At 76.7% G+C, this 16029-nt stretch carries 18 protein-coding genes; 11 read left to right on the top strand and 7 right to left on the bottom strand.

The features are described from left to right. Positions 1–7 precede the first annotated feature (7 nt). Entirely contained in the window at positions 8–1033 is a 1026-nt protein-coding gene (locus tag ACI8AA_RS03225) for an aldo/keto reductase (RefSeq protein WP_457043080.1), read from the bottom strand. 37 nt (positions 1034–1070) lie between these two features. Beyond that, a complete protein-coding gene (locus ACI8AA_RS03230; protein WP_457043081.1) occupies positions 1071–1460 on the bottom strand; it encodes a DUF4326 domain-containing protein in 390 nt (129 codons plus the stop codon). Between the two features lie 205 nt (positions 1461–1665). On the opposite strand from ACI8AA_RS03230, the gene ACI8AA_RS03235 reads away from it, so the two are divergent. Then, on the top strand, positions 1666–2994 hold the full coding sequence (locus ACI8AA_RS03235; protein ID WP_457043082.1) for a cytochrome P450: 1329 nt from the start codon (positions 1666–1668) through the stop codon (positions 2992–2994). Between the two features lies 1 nt (position 2995). On the opposite strand, the gene ACI8AA_RS03240 is transcribed toward ACI8AA_RS03235, so the two are convergent. Further along, on the bottom strand, positions 2996–3607 hold the full coding sequence (locus tag ACI8AA_RS03240) for a TetR/AcrR family transcriptional regulator (RefSeq protein ID WP_457043083.1): 612 nt from the start codon (positions 3605–3607) through the stop codon (positions 2996–2998). A 64-nt stretch (positions 3608–3671) separates the two neighbouring features. Here ACI8AA_RS03240 and ACI8AA_RS03245 point away from each other — a divergent pair, with 64 nt between their 5' ends. Then, positions 3672–5885, top strand: coding sequence for an MFS transporter (locus ACI8AA_RS03245; RefSeq protein WP_457043084.1), 2214 nt, complete (start codon positions 3672–3674; stop codon positions 5883–5885). A gap of 78 nt (positions 5886–5963) precedes the next feature. Then, the gene (locus ACI8AA_RS03250; protein ID WP_457043085.1) at positions 5964–6167 is read left to right on the top strand and encodes a hypothetical protein; all 204 of its coding nucleotides are present in this window, start codon (positions 5964–5966) and stop codon (positions 6165–6167) included. Position 6168: 1 nt separating this feature from the next. On the opposite strand, the gene ACI8AA_RS03255 is transcribed toward ACI8AA_RS03250, so the two are convergent. After that, positions 6169–6993 (bottom strand): alpha/beta hydrolase, encoded by an 825-nt coding sequence (locus tag ACI8AA_RS03255; RefSeq protein WP_457043086.1) that lies wholly within the window; start codon positions 6991–6993, stop codon positions 6169–6171. A 544-nt stretch (positions 6994–7537) separates the two neighbouring features. Here ACI8AA_RS03255 and ACI8AA_RS03260 point away from each other — a divergent pair. From ACI8AA_RS03260 to ACI8AA_RS03280, 5 genes are all read left to right on the top strand, one after another. Further along, complete coding sequence (locus ACI8AA_RS03260; RefSeq protein WP_012948522.1) at positions 7538–7741, top strand: cold-shock protein; 204 nt, start codon at positions 7538–7540, stop codon at positions 7739–7741. A 154-nt stretch (positions 7742–7895) separates the two neighbouring features. After that, on the top strand, positions 7896–8177 hold the full coding sequence (locus tag ACI8AA_RS03265; RefSeq protein ID WP_457043087.1) for a YciI-like protein: 282 nt from the start codon (positions 7896–7898) through the stop codon (positions 8175–8177). Continuing rightward, on the top strand, positions 8174–8641 hold the full coding sequence (locus tag ACI8AA_RS03270) for a heme-degrading domain-containing protein (RefSeq protein ID WP_457043088.1): 468 nt from the start codon (positions 8174–8176) through the stop codon (positions 8639–8641). The genes ACI8AA_RS03265 and ACI8AA_RS03270 overlap by 4 nt, the downstream gene beginning before the upstream one ends. 101 nt (positions 8642–8742) lie before the next feature. Beyond that, a complete protein-coding gene (locus ACI8AA_RS03275; RefSeq protein WP_457043089.1) occupies positions 8743–10083 on the top strand; it encodes a cytochrome P450 in 1341 nt (446 codons plus the stop codon). Between the two features lie 23 nt (positions 10084–10106). Continuing rightward, positions 10107–11369 (top strand): D-arabinono-1,4-lactone oxidase, encoded by a 1263-nt coding sequence (locus tag ACI8AA_RS03280; protein ID WP_457043090.1) that lies wholly within the window; start codon positions 10107–10109, stop codon positions 11367–11369. Between the two features lie 4 nt (positions 11370–11373). Here the strand turns inward: ACI8AA_RS03280 and ACI8AA_RS03285 are convergent, their stop codons facing one another. Then, positions 11374–12633 (bottom strand): RNA polymerase sigma factor, encoded by a 1260-nt coding sequence (locus tag ACI8AA_RS03285; RefSeq protein WP_457043091.1) that lies wholly within the window; start codon positions 12631–12633, stop codon positions 11374–11376. Between the two features lie 3 nt (positions 12634–12636). Then, positions 12637–12978: a YciI family protein gene (locus tag ACI8AA_RS03290; RefSeq protein ID WP_457043092.1), complete on the bottom strand. Its 342-nt coding sequence runs from the start codon at positions 12976–12978 to the stop codon at positions 12637–12639. 262 nt (positions 12979–13240) lie between these two features. Here ACI8AA_RS03290 and ACI8AA_RS03295 point away from each other — a divergent pair, with 262 nt between their 5' ends. From ACI8AA_RS03295 to ACI8AA_RS03305, 3 genes are all read left to right on the top strand, one after another. After that, positions 13241–13567 (top strand): WhiB family transcriptional regulator, encoded by a 327-nt coding sequence (locus ACI8AA_RS03295; protein WP_457043093.1) that lies wholly within the window; start codon positions 13241–13243, stop codon positions 13565–13567. Positions 13568–13664: 97 nt separating this feature from the next. Beyond that, positions 13665–14237, top strand: coding sequence for a dienelactone hydrolase family protein (locus ACI8AA_RS03300; protein ID WP_457043094.1), 573 nt, complete (start codon positions 13665–13667; stop codon positions 14235–14237). Further along, positions 14234–14650: a PaaI family thioesterase gene (locus ACI8AA_RS03305; RefSeq protein ID WP_457043095.1), complete on the top strand. Its 417-nt coding sequence runs from the start codon at positions 14234–14236 to the stop codon at positions 14648–14650. The genes ACI8AA_RS03300 and ACI8AA_RS03305 overlap by 4 nt, the downstream gene beginning before the upstream one ends. A 20-nt stretch (positions 14651–14670) precedes the next feature. On the opposite strand, the gene ACI8AA_RS03310 is transcribed toward ACI8AA_RS03305, so the two are convergent. Next, positions 14671–15942 carry a hydroxyacid-oxoacid transhydrogenase gene (locus tag ACI8AA_RS03310; protein WP_457043096.1) on the bottom strand — a complete coding sequence of 424 codons (1272 nt, stop codon included), beginning with the start codon at positions 15940–15942 and terminating at the stop codon, positions 14671–14673. Between the last annotated feature and the right edge of the window lie 87 nt (positions 15943–16029).

The raw sequence follows: 16029 nt of genomic DNA on the forward strand, positions 1-16029 counted from the left end.
GCCCGCGTCAGCCCAGGGAGCGGCTGCGCTGCTCCGCGCCGATCTCGCCGTAGGGGTAGTCGGCCCAGCCCGGCTCGCTGACGGCGTCGAGCCGCTCGGTCTCCTCCCCGGTGAGCACGAGGCCGGCGGCGCCGAGGTTGCCGCGGAGCTGGTCGGTGGTGCGCGCCCCGAGGATCACCGAGCTGACGCCCGGGCGGGCCAGCAGCCAGGCCAGCGCCACCTGGGGCATCGTCACGCCGCGGGCCTCCGCGACGTCCTGCACCGCGGACAGCACGTCCCACGTCCGCTCCCGCGCCGCGACCCGGTCGTAGGCCTCCATCCCGCGCGCCGGGTCCTCGCCGAGCCGCGTCGCCCCGGCGGGCCGCTGGTCCCGCGTGTACTTCCCGGACAGCCACCCGCCGCCCAGCGGGCCCCAGGGCAGCAGCCCCAGGCCGTTGGCCAGGCAGGCGGGCACGATCTCGGCCTCGACGTCGCGCACGAGCAGGCTGTACGACGGCTGCAGGGTCACCGGGACGGCGAGGTGCGCGCGCTCGGCGACGTCCACGGCCCGCTGGACCTGCCAGCCGGTGAAGTTGGACAGCCCCGGGTAGCCGATCTCGCCCGCGGACACGGCGTCGTCGAGGAAGCGCAGCGTCTCCTCCAGCGGCGTGAGTGGGTCCCACGCGTGCAGCTGGTACAGGTCGACGGAGTCCACGCCGAGGCGGCGCAGCGAGTCGTGCAGCGCCCGGCGCAGGTGCCGGCGCGAGGTGCCCAGCGCGTTGGCGTCCTCGCCCATCGGGAAGCGGCCCTTGGTGGCGAGGACGACGCGGTCGCGGACGTCGGCCGGGCGCGAGGCCAGCCAGCGCCCCACGATCTCCTCGGACGCGCCGGCGGAGTAGACGTCGGCGGTGTCGACGAGCGTGCCGCCTGCCTCGACGAACACGTCGAGCTGCTCGTGCGCCCCCGCCTCGTCGGTCTCCGCGCCGAAGGTCATCGTGCCGAGCGCGAGGGAGGAGACGGCACAGCCGCTGCGGCCGAGGGTGCGCAGGTCCATGCGCCCAGCAAGCCACAGGACGCGGGGCCGCGCGCGGTCAGCGCAGGGCTGGCGCCCGGTTGGCCAGCTCCAGCAGCACGTCGGCGTGGCAGGGCTCGCCGACTGGGCACCAGCAGGCGAGGTCGCGCCCGCGCAGCTGCCGGCGGGCCTGGGCGGCGAGGTCGCCGGAGGCGGCCCAGCGGCGGAACCACTCGATCGCGGTGGCGCGGTCCGCGCAGCGGACGACGCGGCTGCCGTCCTCCTGCTCCCCCGGCTCCCGCGCGGTCGGCAGCGGCCACGCGCTCTCGTCGTCGCCGGGCAGCCACAGGTAGGACTCCCCCACCCGGAACGGGTTGCCCCAGCGCGAGGGGCGGGCGACGACGACGGTGTTCGGCGGCTTCCGCCAGCCGCGCGCCCGGGAGAGCTGCACACGCACCGGACCGGTCATGGGCCGATGCTGCCGCGCGGGTGTGACAGGACCGCGCCACGGCTCCCGGGGCTCCCCCGTCCGGGGACACCCCCAGCGCGACCAGCGCTTCCAGGGGCGTCACCCGATGGTCCGCGCGCGGCACCGTCGCGAGGCTCGAGCTGCCCGGCGGGGCCGAGGTCACGTCCCGCCGGGCTCCACCCCCGTGGCCCGACGACGAGGCGCCGTGTCCGCTCCCGAGTGCACCCTCGACCTCCCCCAGCCCTCCGCTCCGGCCCCTCCCCGCCGCGGTCCGGCGGCGCGCGTCCGGAGCTGGCTCGGCCGCCTGGCGCTGCGCCGCGTCCGCCGCCGCGGGCTGGACCTCTCCCGCCTGACGTTCCTCCCGGCCGCCGCGACGGTCCCGCTCCGGCGGGTCGACGTCGACCCGGTGCCCGAGCTCCGCGAGGGCGGGCCGGTGCGGCGCCTGGACCTGCCGTTCGACCTCTCCGTGCTCCTGGTGACCGGCGCCGCGGAGGCCCGCGCGGTGCTCGCCGACCGCGACGGCTTCAGCACCGACGTCCGCCACCTGTTCAGCGGCACCGGCCCGGCCACCGCCGACGACGTCGGCGGCCTGGGGTTCACCGACCCGCCCGACCACACCCGGCTGCGCGGCCTGGTCGCCCCGGAGTTCACGCGGGCCCGCCTGCAGCGCCTGGAACCGGCGATCGAGGCGACCGTGGCCCGGCAGCTCGACCAGCTCGCCGCGGCCGGACCACCGGCCGACCTCGCAAGGCACGTCTCCGGCCCGGTCCCGATGCGGACGGTCTGCGACCTCCTCGGCCTCGACCGCCCCGACGAGCAGCTGGTCACCCGGCTGGCCGCCCGGCGCTTCGACGCCGCCCGCGGCACCGCCGGCGCGTTCGGCGCGGTGTCCGCGCAGCGCCGCCTGCTGTTCGACGCGGTCGCGCGGCAGCGCCGCGACCCCGGGGACGGGCTGCTCGGGCGGATCGTCCGCGAGCACGGCGACGCGGTCTCCGACGCCGACCTGGCCGGGCTGGCGGACGGGATCGTCACCGGCGGGTTCGAGACGACGGCCTCGACGATCTCGCTCGGCACGCTGGTCCTGCTGCGCGACCCGGCCGCCGCGGCGCTGGTGCGCGAGGGCTCGCGCCGGGACGTCGAGACGGTGGTGGACGAGCTGCTGCGGCTGCTCTCGGTGGTGCAGGTGGCCTTCCCTCGCTTCGCCCGGCGGGACACCGAGGTCGCCGGACACCGGCTGCGGGCCGGCGACGCCGTCCTGGTCTCGCTGAGCGCCGCGAACCGCGACCCGGCCTGGGCCGGCGCGCACCCCGGCGCGCTCGCCCCCGGACGGCCGACCCGCGGCGGGCACCTGGCCTTCGGCCACGGGATCCACCGCTGCGTCGGCGCCGAGCTGGCCCGGCTGGAGCTGCGGATCGTGCTGCCCGCGCTGCTCCGGCGGTTCCCGGACCTCGCCCTCGCCGTCCCGCCCGAGCGGCTCGCCTTCCGCCGGCTGTCGTTCGTGTACGGCGTGGACGCGCTGCCGGTGACGTTCTGACTCAGCCGGCCGGGTCGGCCCGCAGCAGCGCGGCGCCCGGGACGACGAGGCGGCGCACGTGCGCGTCGACGTCGTCCGGGCCGGGGGCCGGCTCGCCGAAGTCGAGGGCGCCGATGGCGTAGAAGTCCGTCGTCGCGGTGACGCACTGCCAGCGCCAGGTGAGCTCGCGGGCGTCCAGGTGCGGGAGCAGCGGCGCGAGGGCGGCGCAGTACCGCCCGGCCGTCGCGCGCACGGCCGCCGCGCCGTTGGCCTCCCACCGGTCCGGGGGCTGGTCGAAGATCCGGGTGAACACCCGGGCGGCGTACCGGCCGCGGCCCGCGCAGCGCAGGGCCACGATCGGCCGCACCCAGCCGTCGACGAGCGCCTCGACGCCGGCGTCCCCACCCAGGCCCGCCAGGACCCGCTCCCGGTCGGCGACCACGCCGTCCACCACCCGGCGCTCCACCGCGGCGACCAGCCCGTCCTTGCCGCCGAAGTAGTAACCGACCGCGGCGGCGTTGGCGACGCCGGCCCGCCGCAGCACGTCACGCACCGAGGTGCCCGCGGCACCGGCGGTCGCGAGCAGCTCCTCGGCCGCGTCCAGCAGCCGCGCGGGGGTTGCGGTCCCGGTCACGGCCCCTCCATCCTGGGTCACCGCCCTGAGACGGGCGTATCAGGCGATCGTCTGGAGCCATAGCATGCCCGACGCTCGAGGAGTCCGGGGCGGGCTCGGCGCGCTACTCGCCGTCATGTGCGCGGCCCTGGCCCTGGTCATCGGCGCCGGCTCGTCGCTGGCCCTGGCCCTGCCGGAGCTCGCCCGCGCCACCGGCGCCACCCAGACCGAGCTGACCTGGGCGGTGAACGTCTACGCGCTGACCTTCGCCGCGCTGCTGCTGCCGCTGGGCATCGCCGCCGACCGCTTCGGCCGGCGCGGCGCGCTGCTCCTCGGCCTGGCGGTGTTCGCCGCCTGCAGCGCGGCGTCGGGCCTGGTCACCGACCCGGTCCAGCTGGTCGTGCTGCGCGGCCTGGCCGGCGTCGGGGCGGCGGCGGTCATGCCGGCGACGCTGTCGGTGCTCGTCGACGCCTACCCCGCCGAGCGCCGCGCCGCAGCGATCGGCGTGTGGGCCGCGGTCTCCGGCGCGGGCGCGCTGCTCGGGCTGGTGCTCGCCGGCGTGCTGCTCGAGTTCGCCTGGTGGGGCAGCGTGCAGGTCGCGTTCGGCGCGCTGTCGGGGCTGGTGCTGCTGCTGTGCCTGGTCGTCGTCCCCAGGTCGCGGAACCCGGACCTGCCGCTGGACCCGCTCGGCGGGCTGCTCGCCCTCGCCGGCCTCGGCGGCGTCGTCTGGGGCGTCATCGAGGGTCCCGAGCGCGGGTGGACCGACCGGACGACGCTCACCGCCCTCGCCGCCGGCGGGCTGAGCCTGCTCCTGTTCACCGTGCACGAGCTGCGCAGCCGGCACCCCATGCTCGACGTCCGGCTGTTCCGCCACCGCGGCCTGTCCGCCGGCAGCATCGCCGTCTTCCTGCAGTTCTTCGCCGCGTTCGGGCTGTTCTTCCTCGCGCCGCAGTGGCTGCAGTACGTGCACGACCTCTCGCCCCTGCAGGCGGCGCTGTGGCTGGCGCCGATGGCGCTGGGCATCGGCCCCACCGCGCAGCTCGCGCCGGTGCTGCTGCGCCGGCTCGGCGCCCGCACGGTCGCGGCGTGGGGGCTGGGCCAGATGGGCGCCGGGCTGTTCCTGCTCGCCCGCCAGGCCGACGGCGACGCGCCGCTGTGGCACTTCGCCGCGTCGCTGTTCGTGTTCGGGGTCGGCTTCGGCCTGGCCCTCACCCCGGGCACGGCGCTGATCATCGAGGGCCTGCCCGCCGACCGGCGCACGCTCGCCGCGGCGGTCAACGACGTGACGCGCGAGGTGGGCGGCGCCCTCGGCGGCGCGGTGGCGGCCAGCGTGCTGCTCGCCGTCTACCGGGACGAGCTCGTCCCCGTGGTCTCCGACCTGCCCGCGCAGGCGCGCGAGTGGGCCGGGACGGGGGTGGCGCAGGCGGTCGAGGTGGCCGGCCGGTGGGGTCCCGACGGCGCCGCGGTGGCGGGCGGGGCCCGGGACGCGTTCGGCGCGGGCTACGCCACCGCGCTGCTGATCGGCGCCGCGGTGCTGCTCGGCGGCGCGCTGCTGTGCGGCGTGCTCGCGCCCTCCCGGCACGCGGCCCAGCACCGTGGCGGGCGGGCGGGCGGCCCGGTCGCGCCGCCGCGCCGGCCGGTCGTGAGCGTGGCGCGGGTGTCCGCGGCGGTGCCGACCCGGCGCCTGCCCCGCGGGGTGGAGGCGCTGCTGGCCGGCGGGGTGGTGCTGGGCGTGTTCGGCGGGGTCGTCCTGCTGACCCACACGCTCTCGCGGGCCACCGACGCCCCCATGGCGGGCACCGCTCCCGCGGCGCTCACCGGGGCGCCGCAGACCGCCCGGCCCCAGCAGTCCCGCGTCCCGGCCGCGGTCGTGCCCCCGGCCCTGACCGAGATCCCCGAACCGGCCCCGGAGACGACGGCCGCCGCACCCACCACGACGACGCCGACGACGCCCCCGCCGACGACGACCCCGGCGCCCACCGCGCCCCCGACCGCCGCCACGACGACGCCGACGGCCGAGGCCACCACCGCACCGGCGGGGACGACCACCCCGCCGGCGGAGACCACGACGCCGACGGCCGAGACCACCACCCCGCCCGCCGAGACCACCACCCCGCCCGCCGAGACCACCACCCCGCCGGCGGAGACCACCACCCCGCCGGCCCCGACCACGACACCCGCGCCCACCACGACGCCCGCCCCCACCACGACGCCGGCCGAGCCCACGACCTCGGGGACCACGACCTCCGGCGGCACGACCACCGCGGAGACGACCACCTCCGCGCCGGCGAGCCCCTGAGCCGGATCCGGCAGGACCGCTGCGGTCCCCGGCAGGGACACCCCTGTCGCGGCACGGCGCGGCGACCGATCCTGGGGCATGGACATCCTGACCCCGAGCACGGCGGGCCGGGTCCGGCGGGCGGTGACCCGCTACTGGCAGGCCCAGGTGCACCTGTGGGAGACGTACCTCTCCGCGGACGGCTGGGACCCGGATCCCGGGACCCCCGCGCTCGAGGACGAGCCCCTGCACTGGGTGGGGCGGCGGCTGGTGGGCAGCGTCCTGCCGGACGAGCCGCGCTGACTCACTCCCCCACGGTCAGCGCGGCCAGCTCGACGACGGCGCCGACCAGCGCCGCGCCGTCGAGCAGGACGAGGTCGTTGTGGCCCGCGCCGTTGACCTCCACCAGCCGGTGCAGACCGGCGGCCGCGCCGGCCACCCGCCGGCTCTGCGCCGGCGGCACGATCGTGTCCGCGGTGCCCAGGACGACCGTCGTCGGCACCCGCACCCGGGCCACCCGTTCCGCCACCGGGTAGCGGTCGCGCAGCAGCAGCCGGACCGGCAGGAACGGGTAGTGCTCGGCGCCGACGGCGGCCAGGTCGGTGAACGGCGACCGCAGCACCAGCCCGGCCGGCGGGTGCTCCACGGCCAGCTCCGTCACCACCGCCGCACCCAGGCTCTCGCCGTAGTAGAGGAGCCGGGAGGCGGGCACGCCGGCCTCCTCGAGCAGCCAGGTCCGCGCCGCCCGGACGTCGAGCGCCAGACCCTCCTCGCTCGGGCTGCCCGGGTTGCCGCCGTAGCCGCGGTAGTCGAACAGCAGCACCGCCAGCCCGGCGTCCGCCAGCGCCCGGGCCAGCGGCGCGCGCAGCCCCCGGTGCCCGCCGTTGCCGTTCGCCACCAGGACGGCGGGCGCGCCGGCGTCCGGGCCGGGGACGAACCAGGCGCCCAGGGTCAGGCCGTCGGCGGTGGTCAGCCCGACGTCCCGGGCGCCGGGGACCGCGACGGCCGCGGCCGGCAGGGGGCCGTCGTCGGGGAGGTAGACGAGGCGCCGCTGGAACGTCCACAGCAGGCCCACGACCACAGCCAACAGGACGACGACGACCAGCGCCGCCCGCGGTCCGGAGCGCACGACCCGATGGTCGCGGACGACCCGCACCGCCACCCTCCCGGACCGGGCGGCGGCCGCGGCACGCACCCGGGAGGGCCCGCGACCGGTAGCGTCGGTGCGGACCGGAGGAGGTCCCGTTCCCACACACCGCGGACGCTGCGCCGAAGCCCACCTCGGATGCCCCTGCCGGGGTGACGAGACCGTCCACGAGCGACGCGCGAGTGAGATGCGCGACGCCCGGGCCCGGTCCGGCGAACCGGTGGACTGCCCGGAGTGCGGCTCCCCGACCACACCGCTGTCCCTGCTCACCTGGGGGAACTGCCGGGTCTGCCGCACGGCGCAGTCCCGGCGGACCGACCCGCTCCGCTGGTGACGCCGGCGGGACGGCCGCCGTCCCCCCGCCGCGAGCCGGTACAGTCCCCTCCGGTCGCTGTCGTGCCTCTGCTTCGTTCTCGGACGTCCGCAGTCGTCTCTGCCTGACGTTCCTCTCGGTCCTGCCGGTCGGTGCGGCGACCCGGCGCCGGCGCCTGCCGGACCGACACCCCAGCACGGAAGAGAGAACGACATGACCCAGGGCACCGTGAAGTGGTTCAACGCGGAGAAGGGCTTCGGCTTCATCGAGCAGGACGGCGGCGGCCCCGACGTCTTCTGCCACTTCTCGGCGATCAGCGGCTCCGGCTACCGGTCGCTGGACGAGGCGCAGCGCGTCGAGTTCGACGTCACCCAGGGCCAGAAGGGCCCCCAGGCGGAGAACGTCCGCGCGATCTGAGCACCACCGGGGGCACGCGGCGCGACCGCGCCGCGTCCTCCCGCCGCACCACCGGACCCCCACGGCCCCCGGCCGCGGGGGTCCCGTCGTCCCCGGGTCCGGAACCGGACCGCGGGACGCCCGGCGGGCACGCCCCCGTGTGAGAGTGGCGGCCATGTACCTGCTGCTCGAGTACTCCCTCGCCGACGACTACCTGGAGCGGCGGGCGGCGCTGCGGGAGGACCACCTCGCGCTCGCCCGCGCGGCGCACGAGCGCGGTGAGCTGCTGCTCGCCGGCGCGCTGCCCGACCCCTTCGACCGCGCCGTGCTGGTCTGGACGGCCGGCCGCGAGGTCGTGGAGCGCTTCGCCGAGTCCGACCCCTACGTCGTCCACGGCCTGGTCGAGAGCTGGACGGTCCGGCCGTGGAACGTCGTCGTCGGGGGGCAGGACTCGTGAGCGGCTTCCCGACCGTCGCCGAGCTCGCCGCCGAGGAGGCCGAGCTGCGGTTCACGACCTTCACCAACGACGACGCCTGGGACCTCGGCGCCGCCCTCGTGGCCACCGCCCGCCGCGCCGACGCGCCGGTCGCGGTCGAGATCCGGCGCAACGGGCACCGGCTGTTCTCCGCCGCCCTGACCGGCGCCACCCCGGACAACGCGGACTGGATCGCGCGCAAGGCCCGGACCGTGCACCGCTTCGGCCACAGCTCCCTCCACGTCCGGCAGTCGTGGATCGAGCGGGGCACCACCTTCGAGGAGTCCTCCGGGCTCGACCCCCGGCGGTACGCCGCGCACGGCGGCGCCGTGCCGGTGCTCGTGCGCGACGTCGGCCCGGTCGGCGTCGTCGTGGTCTCCGGGCTGCCGCAGCTGGAGGACCACCGGATGGTCGTCGCGGCGATGCGGGCACACCTCGGCCGCTGATACGGGTCGGTACTGGTACCTGTGGGCTCCGTGTCACAGGATGTGCACCGTCGACGGCGACGGGGCCGGCGACGGCACCCCGGAGGGCTGAGGACGTGACGGTGCGCAGTGCGGTCCGCTGGGCCGCGACCCACGGCGCGATGCGGCTGGCGATCCGGGCGCGGGCCCGGGCGGGCAACCCCGACGCCGAGGTCCTCCGCGACCCGGTGGTGCGCGAGGACCCCTACGCCCACTACGAGCGGCTGCGCACGCCCGCGCCGTTCGCCGGCGGCGCGTTCGCGCGGGTCAGCGTGCACCACGACGTCTGCACCGACGTCCTGCGCAGCGACGACTTCGGCCAGATCGGCGGCAACCGCACCGAGGGCCTGCCGCCGGTGCTGCGGCTGGCGCTGCGCCTGGCCGGCCCGCGGCCCAGCGTCGGGCCGATCGACCCGCCGTCGATGCTCGCCGTCGACCCGCCCGACCACACCCGCTACCGCCGGCTGGTCAGCCGCGCCTTCACCGCCCGGGCGGTCGCCCGGCTGCGCGAGCGCACCGGCGAGATCGCGCACGACCTGCTCGACGACCTCGAGCGCGAGGCCGCGGCCACCGGCGGGCGGGCCGACCTCGTCGCCCGCTACGCCAGCCTGCTGCCGGTCACGGTCATCTCCGAGATGCTCGGCGTCCCGGTGACCATGCGCGAGCAGTTCCTCGCCTGGGCCGACGGCGCCACCCCGAGCCTGGACGTGGGCCTGTCCTGGCGCACCCACCGCGAGGTGGAGCGCAACCTCGGCGAGCTCGACGCCTGGTTCCGCGGCCACCTGCGCCGGCTGCGCCGCGACCCCGGCGACGACCTGCTGTCCGGCCTGGTCACCGCGGCCGACGACGACGGCGCCGCGCTCACCGAGCAGGAGCTCATGGCCACCGCTGCGCTGGTGTTCGGCGCCGGCTTCGAGACCACGGTCAACCTCGTCAGCAACGGCGCCGCGCTGCTGTTCGCCCACCCCGACCAGCGCCGGCTGCTCGCCGCCGACCCGTCGCTGTGGCCGAACGCCGTCGACGAGGTGCTGCGCCTGGAGTCGCCGGTGCAGCGGACCGGCCGGCGGGCCGAGCGCGCCACCGAGGTGCACGGCGTGCCGATCGCCGAGGGCGACCTGGTGCTGCTCGTCCTCGCCGCGGCCAACCGCGACCCGCGGGTGTTCGACGACCCGCACGTCTTCGACGTCACCCGCCGCAACGCGCGCGACCACGTCGCCTTCTCCAGCGGCATCCACTTCTGCCTGGGCGCCGCCCTGGCGCGGATGGAGGGCGAGGTGGCGCTGCAGGCCCTGTTCGAGCGGTTCCCCGACCTCGCCGCCGCCGGCGCCGGGCACCGCCGGAGCACGGTCATCCTGCGCGGCTGGGAGTCGCTGCCGGTCGCGCTGACCCCGGCGCTGTCCCCCGCCGCCGACCTCGCCCGCTGAGGACGGCGCGTAGCGTGCCGCCGGTGGAGACCCCGCTGCGCACCTGGGCCGGCAACCTCACCTACCGAGCGGCGCGCGTGCACCGGCCGCGGACGGTGGCCGAGGTGCAGGAGGTCGTCGCCGGCAGCGAGCGGGTCAAGGCGCTGGGCTCGCGGCACTGCTTCAACGACATCGCCGACACGACCGCCGACCTCGTGGTCCTCGACGACCTGGACACCGGGGTCGAGGTCGCCCGGGCCGACGACGACGGCGGTGGCGTGCTGTGGGTGCCGGCCGGGATGCGCTACAGCGAGCTGGTGCGCGCGCTGGCCGGGACCGGGCGGGCGCTGCACAACCTGGCGTCGCTGCCGCACATCACCGTCGCCGGCGCCACCGCCACCGGCACCCACGGCTCGGGGAACCGCAACGGCTCGCTCGCGACGTCCGTCGCGGGGCTGGAGCTGGTGCGCTCCGACGGCGGGGTCGTCGTCCTCGGCGAGGGCGACGCCGACCTGCCCGGCGCGGTGGTCCACCTCGGCGCGCTCGGCGTCGTCACCCGGGTGGCGCTGCGGTTCCAGCCGACCTTCGACGTCGCCAACACCGTCTACGTGGACATGACCTGGGACCGGCTGTTCGCCGACCTCGACGCCGTCGCCGACGCCGCCTACAGCGTCAGCGTCTTCACCGACTGGCACCGGGTCACCTCGGTGTGGGTCAAGTCCCGGCCGGAGGACCCCGCCGCACCCGAGGACTTCTTCGGCGCCCGCGCGGCCACCGAGCCCACGCACATGCTCCCGGACACCCCGGTCGAGAACCTCACCCAGCAGCTCGGCGTCCCCGGCGAGTGGCACGAGCGGCTGCCGCACTTCCGCGCGGAGTTCACCCCGAGCAAGGGCGACGAGCTGCAGAGCGAGTGGTTCGTCCCCCGCCGGCACGGCCGCGCCGCCGTCGAGGCGTTGCGCGGCCTGGCCGACCGGGTCGCGCCGCTGCTCCAGGTCAGCGAGATCCGCACCGTCGCCGCCGACGAGCTGTGGCTGAGCCCGGCGTCCGGCGGCGACGTCATGGCGCTGCACTTCACCTGGCTGCCCGACCAGCCCGCCGTCACCGCGGTCCTGCCGGAGGTCGAGGCCGCGCTGCGCCCGCTCGGCGCCCGGCCGCACTGGGGCAAACTGTTCACCACCGGTGCGGAGGAGCTGGCCGGGCTCTACCCGCGGATGGCCGACTTCCGGGCGCTGGTGCGCCGGTACGACCCGCGCGGCGCGTTCCGCAACGACTACCTGGACCGGACGGTCGCCGCCTTCGCCTGACGGCTCAGCCCAGCTCGCGCAGCCGCCCGGCGAGGAAGTCGCGCTCGACGGCGTTCTCGGTGAGCAGCAGCGCCTCGCCGTACGCGACGCGGGCCTCGGCGACGCGACCGAGCCGCCGCAGCAGGTCCGCGCGGGCCGCCGGCAGGTAGCCGTAGCCGGCCAGCTGCGGCTCCGCGGCCAGCTCGTCCAGGGCGGCCAGCCCCGCCGCGGGGCCGGACGCGAAGCCGACGGCGACCGCGCGGTTGAGCGCCACCACCGGCGAGGGCCACACCGAGGTGAGGACGCCGTAGAGCGCGACGATCTCCGCCCAGTCGGTGTCCGCCCACGACGGCGACTCGGCGTGCACCGCGGCGATCGCCGCCTGCAGCGCGTACCGCGACGGCGGCCGGGCGCGCAGCGCCTCGCGGACCAGCGCGACGCCCTCGGCGATGGCGGCCCGGTCCCAGCGCGTGCGGTCCTGCTCCTCGAGCAGCAGCAGCCGGCCGTCGTCGGCGGTGCGCGTCTCGCGGCGGGCGTCGGTGAGCAGCAGCAGCGCGAGCAGCCCGGCCACCGCCGGGTCGCCCGGCAGCAGCCGCCGCAGCATCCGGGCCAGCCCGACCGCCCGCTCCACCAGGTCCCGGCGCACCAGGTCCTCCCCGGCCGGGGTGGTGTGGCCGGTGGTGAACAGCAGGTGCACCACCGACAGGACGGCGTCGACCCGCCCGGGCAGCTCCGCGGCCGGTGGCACGCGGTACGGGATGCGGGCGACGGCGATCTTCTTCTTGGCGCGGGTGATCCGCGCGGCCATCGTCGCCGTCGGGACGAGGAAGGCGCGGGCCACCTCTGCGGTGCTCAGCCCGCACACCAGGCGCAGGGTGAGCGCCACCTGCGTGGGGCGGTCCAGCGCCGGGTGGCAGCAGGTGACCACGAGCCGCAGCCGGTCGTCGGGGTAGCCGTGCGCCTCGTCGACGAGTGAGGGCGCGATCCCGCCATCGACACGGTCGTCCTCCACCAGCAGCGGCAGGTGGCGGCGCTCGACGCCGTGGTGCCGCAGCACGTTGAGCGCCCGCCGCCGGGCCGTGGTGGTCAGCCAGGCGCCGGGCCGGGTGGGGACGCCGCGCGCGGCCCAGTCGGTCAGCGCCGCGGCGAAGGCGTCCTGGACGCACTCCTCGGCGAGGTCGAGGTCGCGGGTGACGCGCACCGTCGCGGCGAGCACGAAGGCCCACTCGCGACGGTGCGCGTCGGCGACCGCGGCCGCGACGGCGTCGGCGGTCGGGGCGGGCACCGGTCAGTCGAAGGTCATCACCGGGCGGACCTCGACGCCGCCGAAGCGGGCCGGCACCGTGCGCGCGACGGCCAGCGCGGTGTCGAGGTCGGGGGCGTCGATGACGTAGTAGCCGCCGAGGGCCTCCTTGGTCTCCACGAACGGGCCGTCGGTGACCTCGCCGCCGCGCACGCTGGTCGCCGTCGCCGTCGGCTCGAGCGCCTCGCCGCCGAGCAGCTTCGCGCCGTGCCGCTCCACGCCCGCGGAGAAGGCGTCGTGCTCGGCCGTGATCTCGCCGTAGACGTCGGGGGTCGCGGTTGCGTACTGCGCCTCGTCCTCGTAGATCAGGACCAGGTACTTCGTCATGGTGTCCTCCGGGGTCCGGGGGCCCGCCTGCCGGGCCCTCCACCTCTACGACACGCAGCACCGCACCAGATCGACAGCCGCCGCGGAAGGACTTCGCGCCGCCCCGTCTCCGGCATGATCTGACAACCGGACGGCCAGGTTCCGCGGTTGTTCTGACGGTGCGCGACAGGTCGGGGACTCCGTAACGTCACTGTCAGCAGTCAGGGCGTACCCGTCCGTCACGTACGGGTCACGCCACCTCCGAGACCCCGAGGAGCTCCCCGTGCCGTCCTCCCGCCTCAGCCTGATCACCGAGTCCTCCGCGCAGCCCGACGCCGTCGGGGGCTCGGTCTGGAACGTCCTCGGCGGCGGCGATGCCGCGTGGCGGCTCGACGCGCTGTGCGCCGAGACCGACCCCGAGGCCTTCTTCCCGGAGAAGGGCGGCTCGACCCGCGAGGCCAAGCGCGTGTGCGCCGGCTGCGACGTCCGCACCGAGTGCCTGGAGTACGCGCTGGCCAACGACGAGCGCTTCGGCATCTGGGGCGGGCTGTCCGAGCGCGAGCGCCGGCGGGTGCGCCTGGCCCGCCGCAGCATGCCGCTCAGCGCCTGACGGCCTGAGCGGGGCGGCACCGGCCCCGCGGGTTACGGTCCGTCGCCGGACCACCGCCGGACCACCGCCGGACCACCGCCTGACGAAGGAGCCGCCCGTGGCCGAGGTCGTGCTGTTCCACCACGCGCTGGGGCTGACGCCCGGCGTCACCGCGTTCGCCGACGATCTCCGCGCGGCCGGGCACACGGTGCACACCCCCGACCTGTTCGGGGGCCGCAGCTTCGGCTCGGTCCAGGCCGGCGTCGCCCACGCGCGGGAGATCGGCCTCGGCGAGGTGGTGGACCGCGGCGCCCGCGCCGTGGCGGACCTCCCCGAGGGGCTGGTCTACGCGGGCATGTCCCTCGGCGTGCTCCCGGCGCAGCGGCTGGCGCAGACCCGGCCCGGCGCCCGCGGCGCGGTGCTCCTCTACTCGTGCCTCCCGGTGGAGGAGTTCGGCTCCTGGCCGGCCGGCGTCCCGGTGCAGGTGCACGGCATGGACGCCGACCCGCTGTTCGTCGACGAGGGCGACCTCGCGGCGGCCCGCGCGCTCGCGGAGCGGGCCGACGACGCCGAGGTGTTCCTCTACCCCGGCGACCAGCACTGCTTCGCCGACCGCACGCTGCCCGCCCACGACCCGGAGGCGGCCGCGCTGCTCACCCGCCGGGTGCTCGATCTCCTGGCGCGCCGGTGAGCTCGCCCGAGGTGGCCGCGGCCCGGGTGCAGGCGGTCCTGGACATCCCGCTGCACCGGCACCTGGGCATGCAGCTGCGCGACCCCGCCGACCCGACCGCCGGCATCTGGTTCCCCGTCGGCGCGGCCGCGCAGAACCAGGCGGCGCTCCTGCACGGCGGCGTCGTCTACACCTTCCTCGACGTCGCGGCCTTCCTCGCGCTGCTGCCCTCCCTGGGCGACGGCGAGCACGCGGTCACCCACGACCTCACCGCCTCGCTGCTGCGGCCGGTGCGCGCCGGCGCGCGGGTCGACGTCACCGGCTCGGTGCTGCGCCGCGGCCGCGCGGTGGCGTTCCTGCGCTCCGAGGCGACGGTGGACGGCGCCCTCGTCGCCTCGGCGCAGGTCACGAAGACGATCGTCCCGGCGGGCTGACCGGGCTCAGCGGAGCCTGCTCACCACAGCGACATCGAGCGGCGGAAGATGCCGGCGACGTCCTCGGCGGTGACCTCCCGCGGGCAGGTGGCCAGTAGCCGCTGCTGCTTCATCGTGCCCTCGACCAGGTCGTCGACGTCGCCCTCGTCGAAGCCGACGGCGGCGATCCCGTTGGGGATGTCGATGTCGCGCATCAGGTCGGTGAGGACGGTGGGCAGGAACTCGGCCGGGTCGTCGGGCTGCCCGGCGTTGGGGGCGAGCAGCTGCGCGGCCCGCACGTGCCGCTCCGGCGACGCCTCGAAGGTGAACCGGAAGGCCTCCGGCGCGGTCAGCGCCACCGACATGCCGTGCGGCACCATCGGCTCGCCGGCCGGGTAGTCCTTGGGGTGGAAGTCCTTCACCTGCCCGGCGATCGGGTAGGCGTTGGCGTGCGGGACGTGCACCCCGGCGTTGCCGAAGCCCATGCCGGCGAAGGTCGCGGCCATCGCCATGTCCCCGCGCGCGGCGGTGTCGTCGCCGTGCCGCACCGCCCGCCGGAAGGAGCCGGCCAGCAGCGACAGCGCCTTCTCCGACCACATGTCCGAGATCGGGTTGGACCCGCAGTAGGGCACCCGCTGCTCGGGGGCCTTGCGGTCGTAGGTCGTGTACCAGCGCGCGGTGTAGCTCTCCAGCGCGTGGCACAGGATGTCCATCCCGGCCGCGGCGGTGACCCCGGGCGGCTGGGTCACGGTGAGGTCGGGGTCGATGACGGCGAGGGTGGGCCGCAGCCGCGCGTGGCTGATGCCGGTCTTCACCCGCTGCGCCAGCACGTCCATCACGCAGATCGTCGTGCTCTCCGACCCGGTGCCGGTCGTCGTCGGGACGGCGACCAGCGGCTTGAGCTGCTCGGTCGGCGCCTGCCCCTTCCCCACCGGCACGTTGACGTAGTCCAGCAGCTCTCCGGGGTTGGTGGTGAGCAGGTTGATCGCCTTGGCGGTGTCGATGCTCGACCCGCCGCCGACGGCGACGAACGCGTCCCACGGCCCGGACGCGCGGGCCGCCTCGATCGCCTCGGTCAGGCTGACGTCGGTCGGCTCGACGTGCACGCCGTCGTAGACCCGCGCCTCGATGCCGAAGCGGCCCATCTGGTCGGCGACCCGCTGCGGCAGGCCGGTGGCCGACACCCCGGCGTCGGTGACCACCAGGACCCGCCGCACGCCGAAGCGGCTGAGGTCGTACCCGATCTCCTCCGACGCCCCGCTGCCGAACTTCAGCTGCGGCGCCCCGTAGGTGAACACGGACTCGGCGGTCATGTCGGCCTCCTCGGCTCGGGCGGATCCCGGTTGCACGGATCGTTGCACCCTCCTTGTGGCAGGGACCACAGCGCGGCAGGGTCGGGT

The organism is Geodermatophilus sp. SYSU D01180 (genome assembly GCF_054050415.1).

Excerpts from the sequence above, each read along its gene's own strand:
- ACI8AA_RS03290 (WP_457043092.1), bottom strand. The coding sequence starts at position 12,978 with ATGACGAAGTACCTGGTCCTGATCTACGAGGACGAGGCGCAGTACGCA.
- ACI8AA_RS03230 (WP_457043081.1), bottom strand. The coding sequence starts at position 1,460 with ATGACCGGTCCGGTGCGTGTGCAGCTCTCCCGGGCGCGCGGCTGGCGG.
- ACI8AA_RS03245 (WP_457043084.1), top strand. The coding sequence starts at position 3,672 with ATGCCCGACGCTCGAGGAGTCCGGGGCGGGCTCGGCGCGCTACTCGCC.
- ACI8AA_RS03310 (WP_457043096.1), bottom strand. The coding sequence starts at position 15,942 with ATGACCGCCGAGTCCGTGTTCACCTACGGGGCGCCGCAGCTGAAGTTC.
- ACI8AA_RS03250 (WP_457043085.1), top strand. The coding sequence starts at position 5,964 with ATGGACATCCTGACCCCGAGCACGGCGGGCCGGGTCCGGCGGGCGGTG.
- ACI8AA_RS03260 (WP_012948522.1), top strand. The coding sequence starts at position 7,538 with ATGACCCAGGGCACCGTGAAGTGGTTCAACGCGGAGAAGGGCTTCGGC.
- ACI8AA_RS03225 (WP_457043080.1), bottom strand. The coding sequence starts at position 1,033 with ATGGACCTGCGCACCCTCGGCCGCAGCGGCTGTGCCGTCTCCTCCCTC.
- ACI8AA_RS03265 (WP_457043087.1), top strand. The coding sequence starts at position 7,896 with ATGTACCTGCTGCTCGAGTACTCCCTCGCCGACGACTACCTGGAGCGG.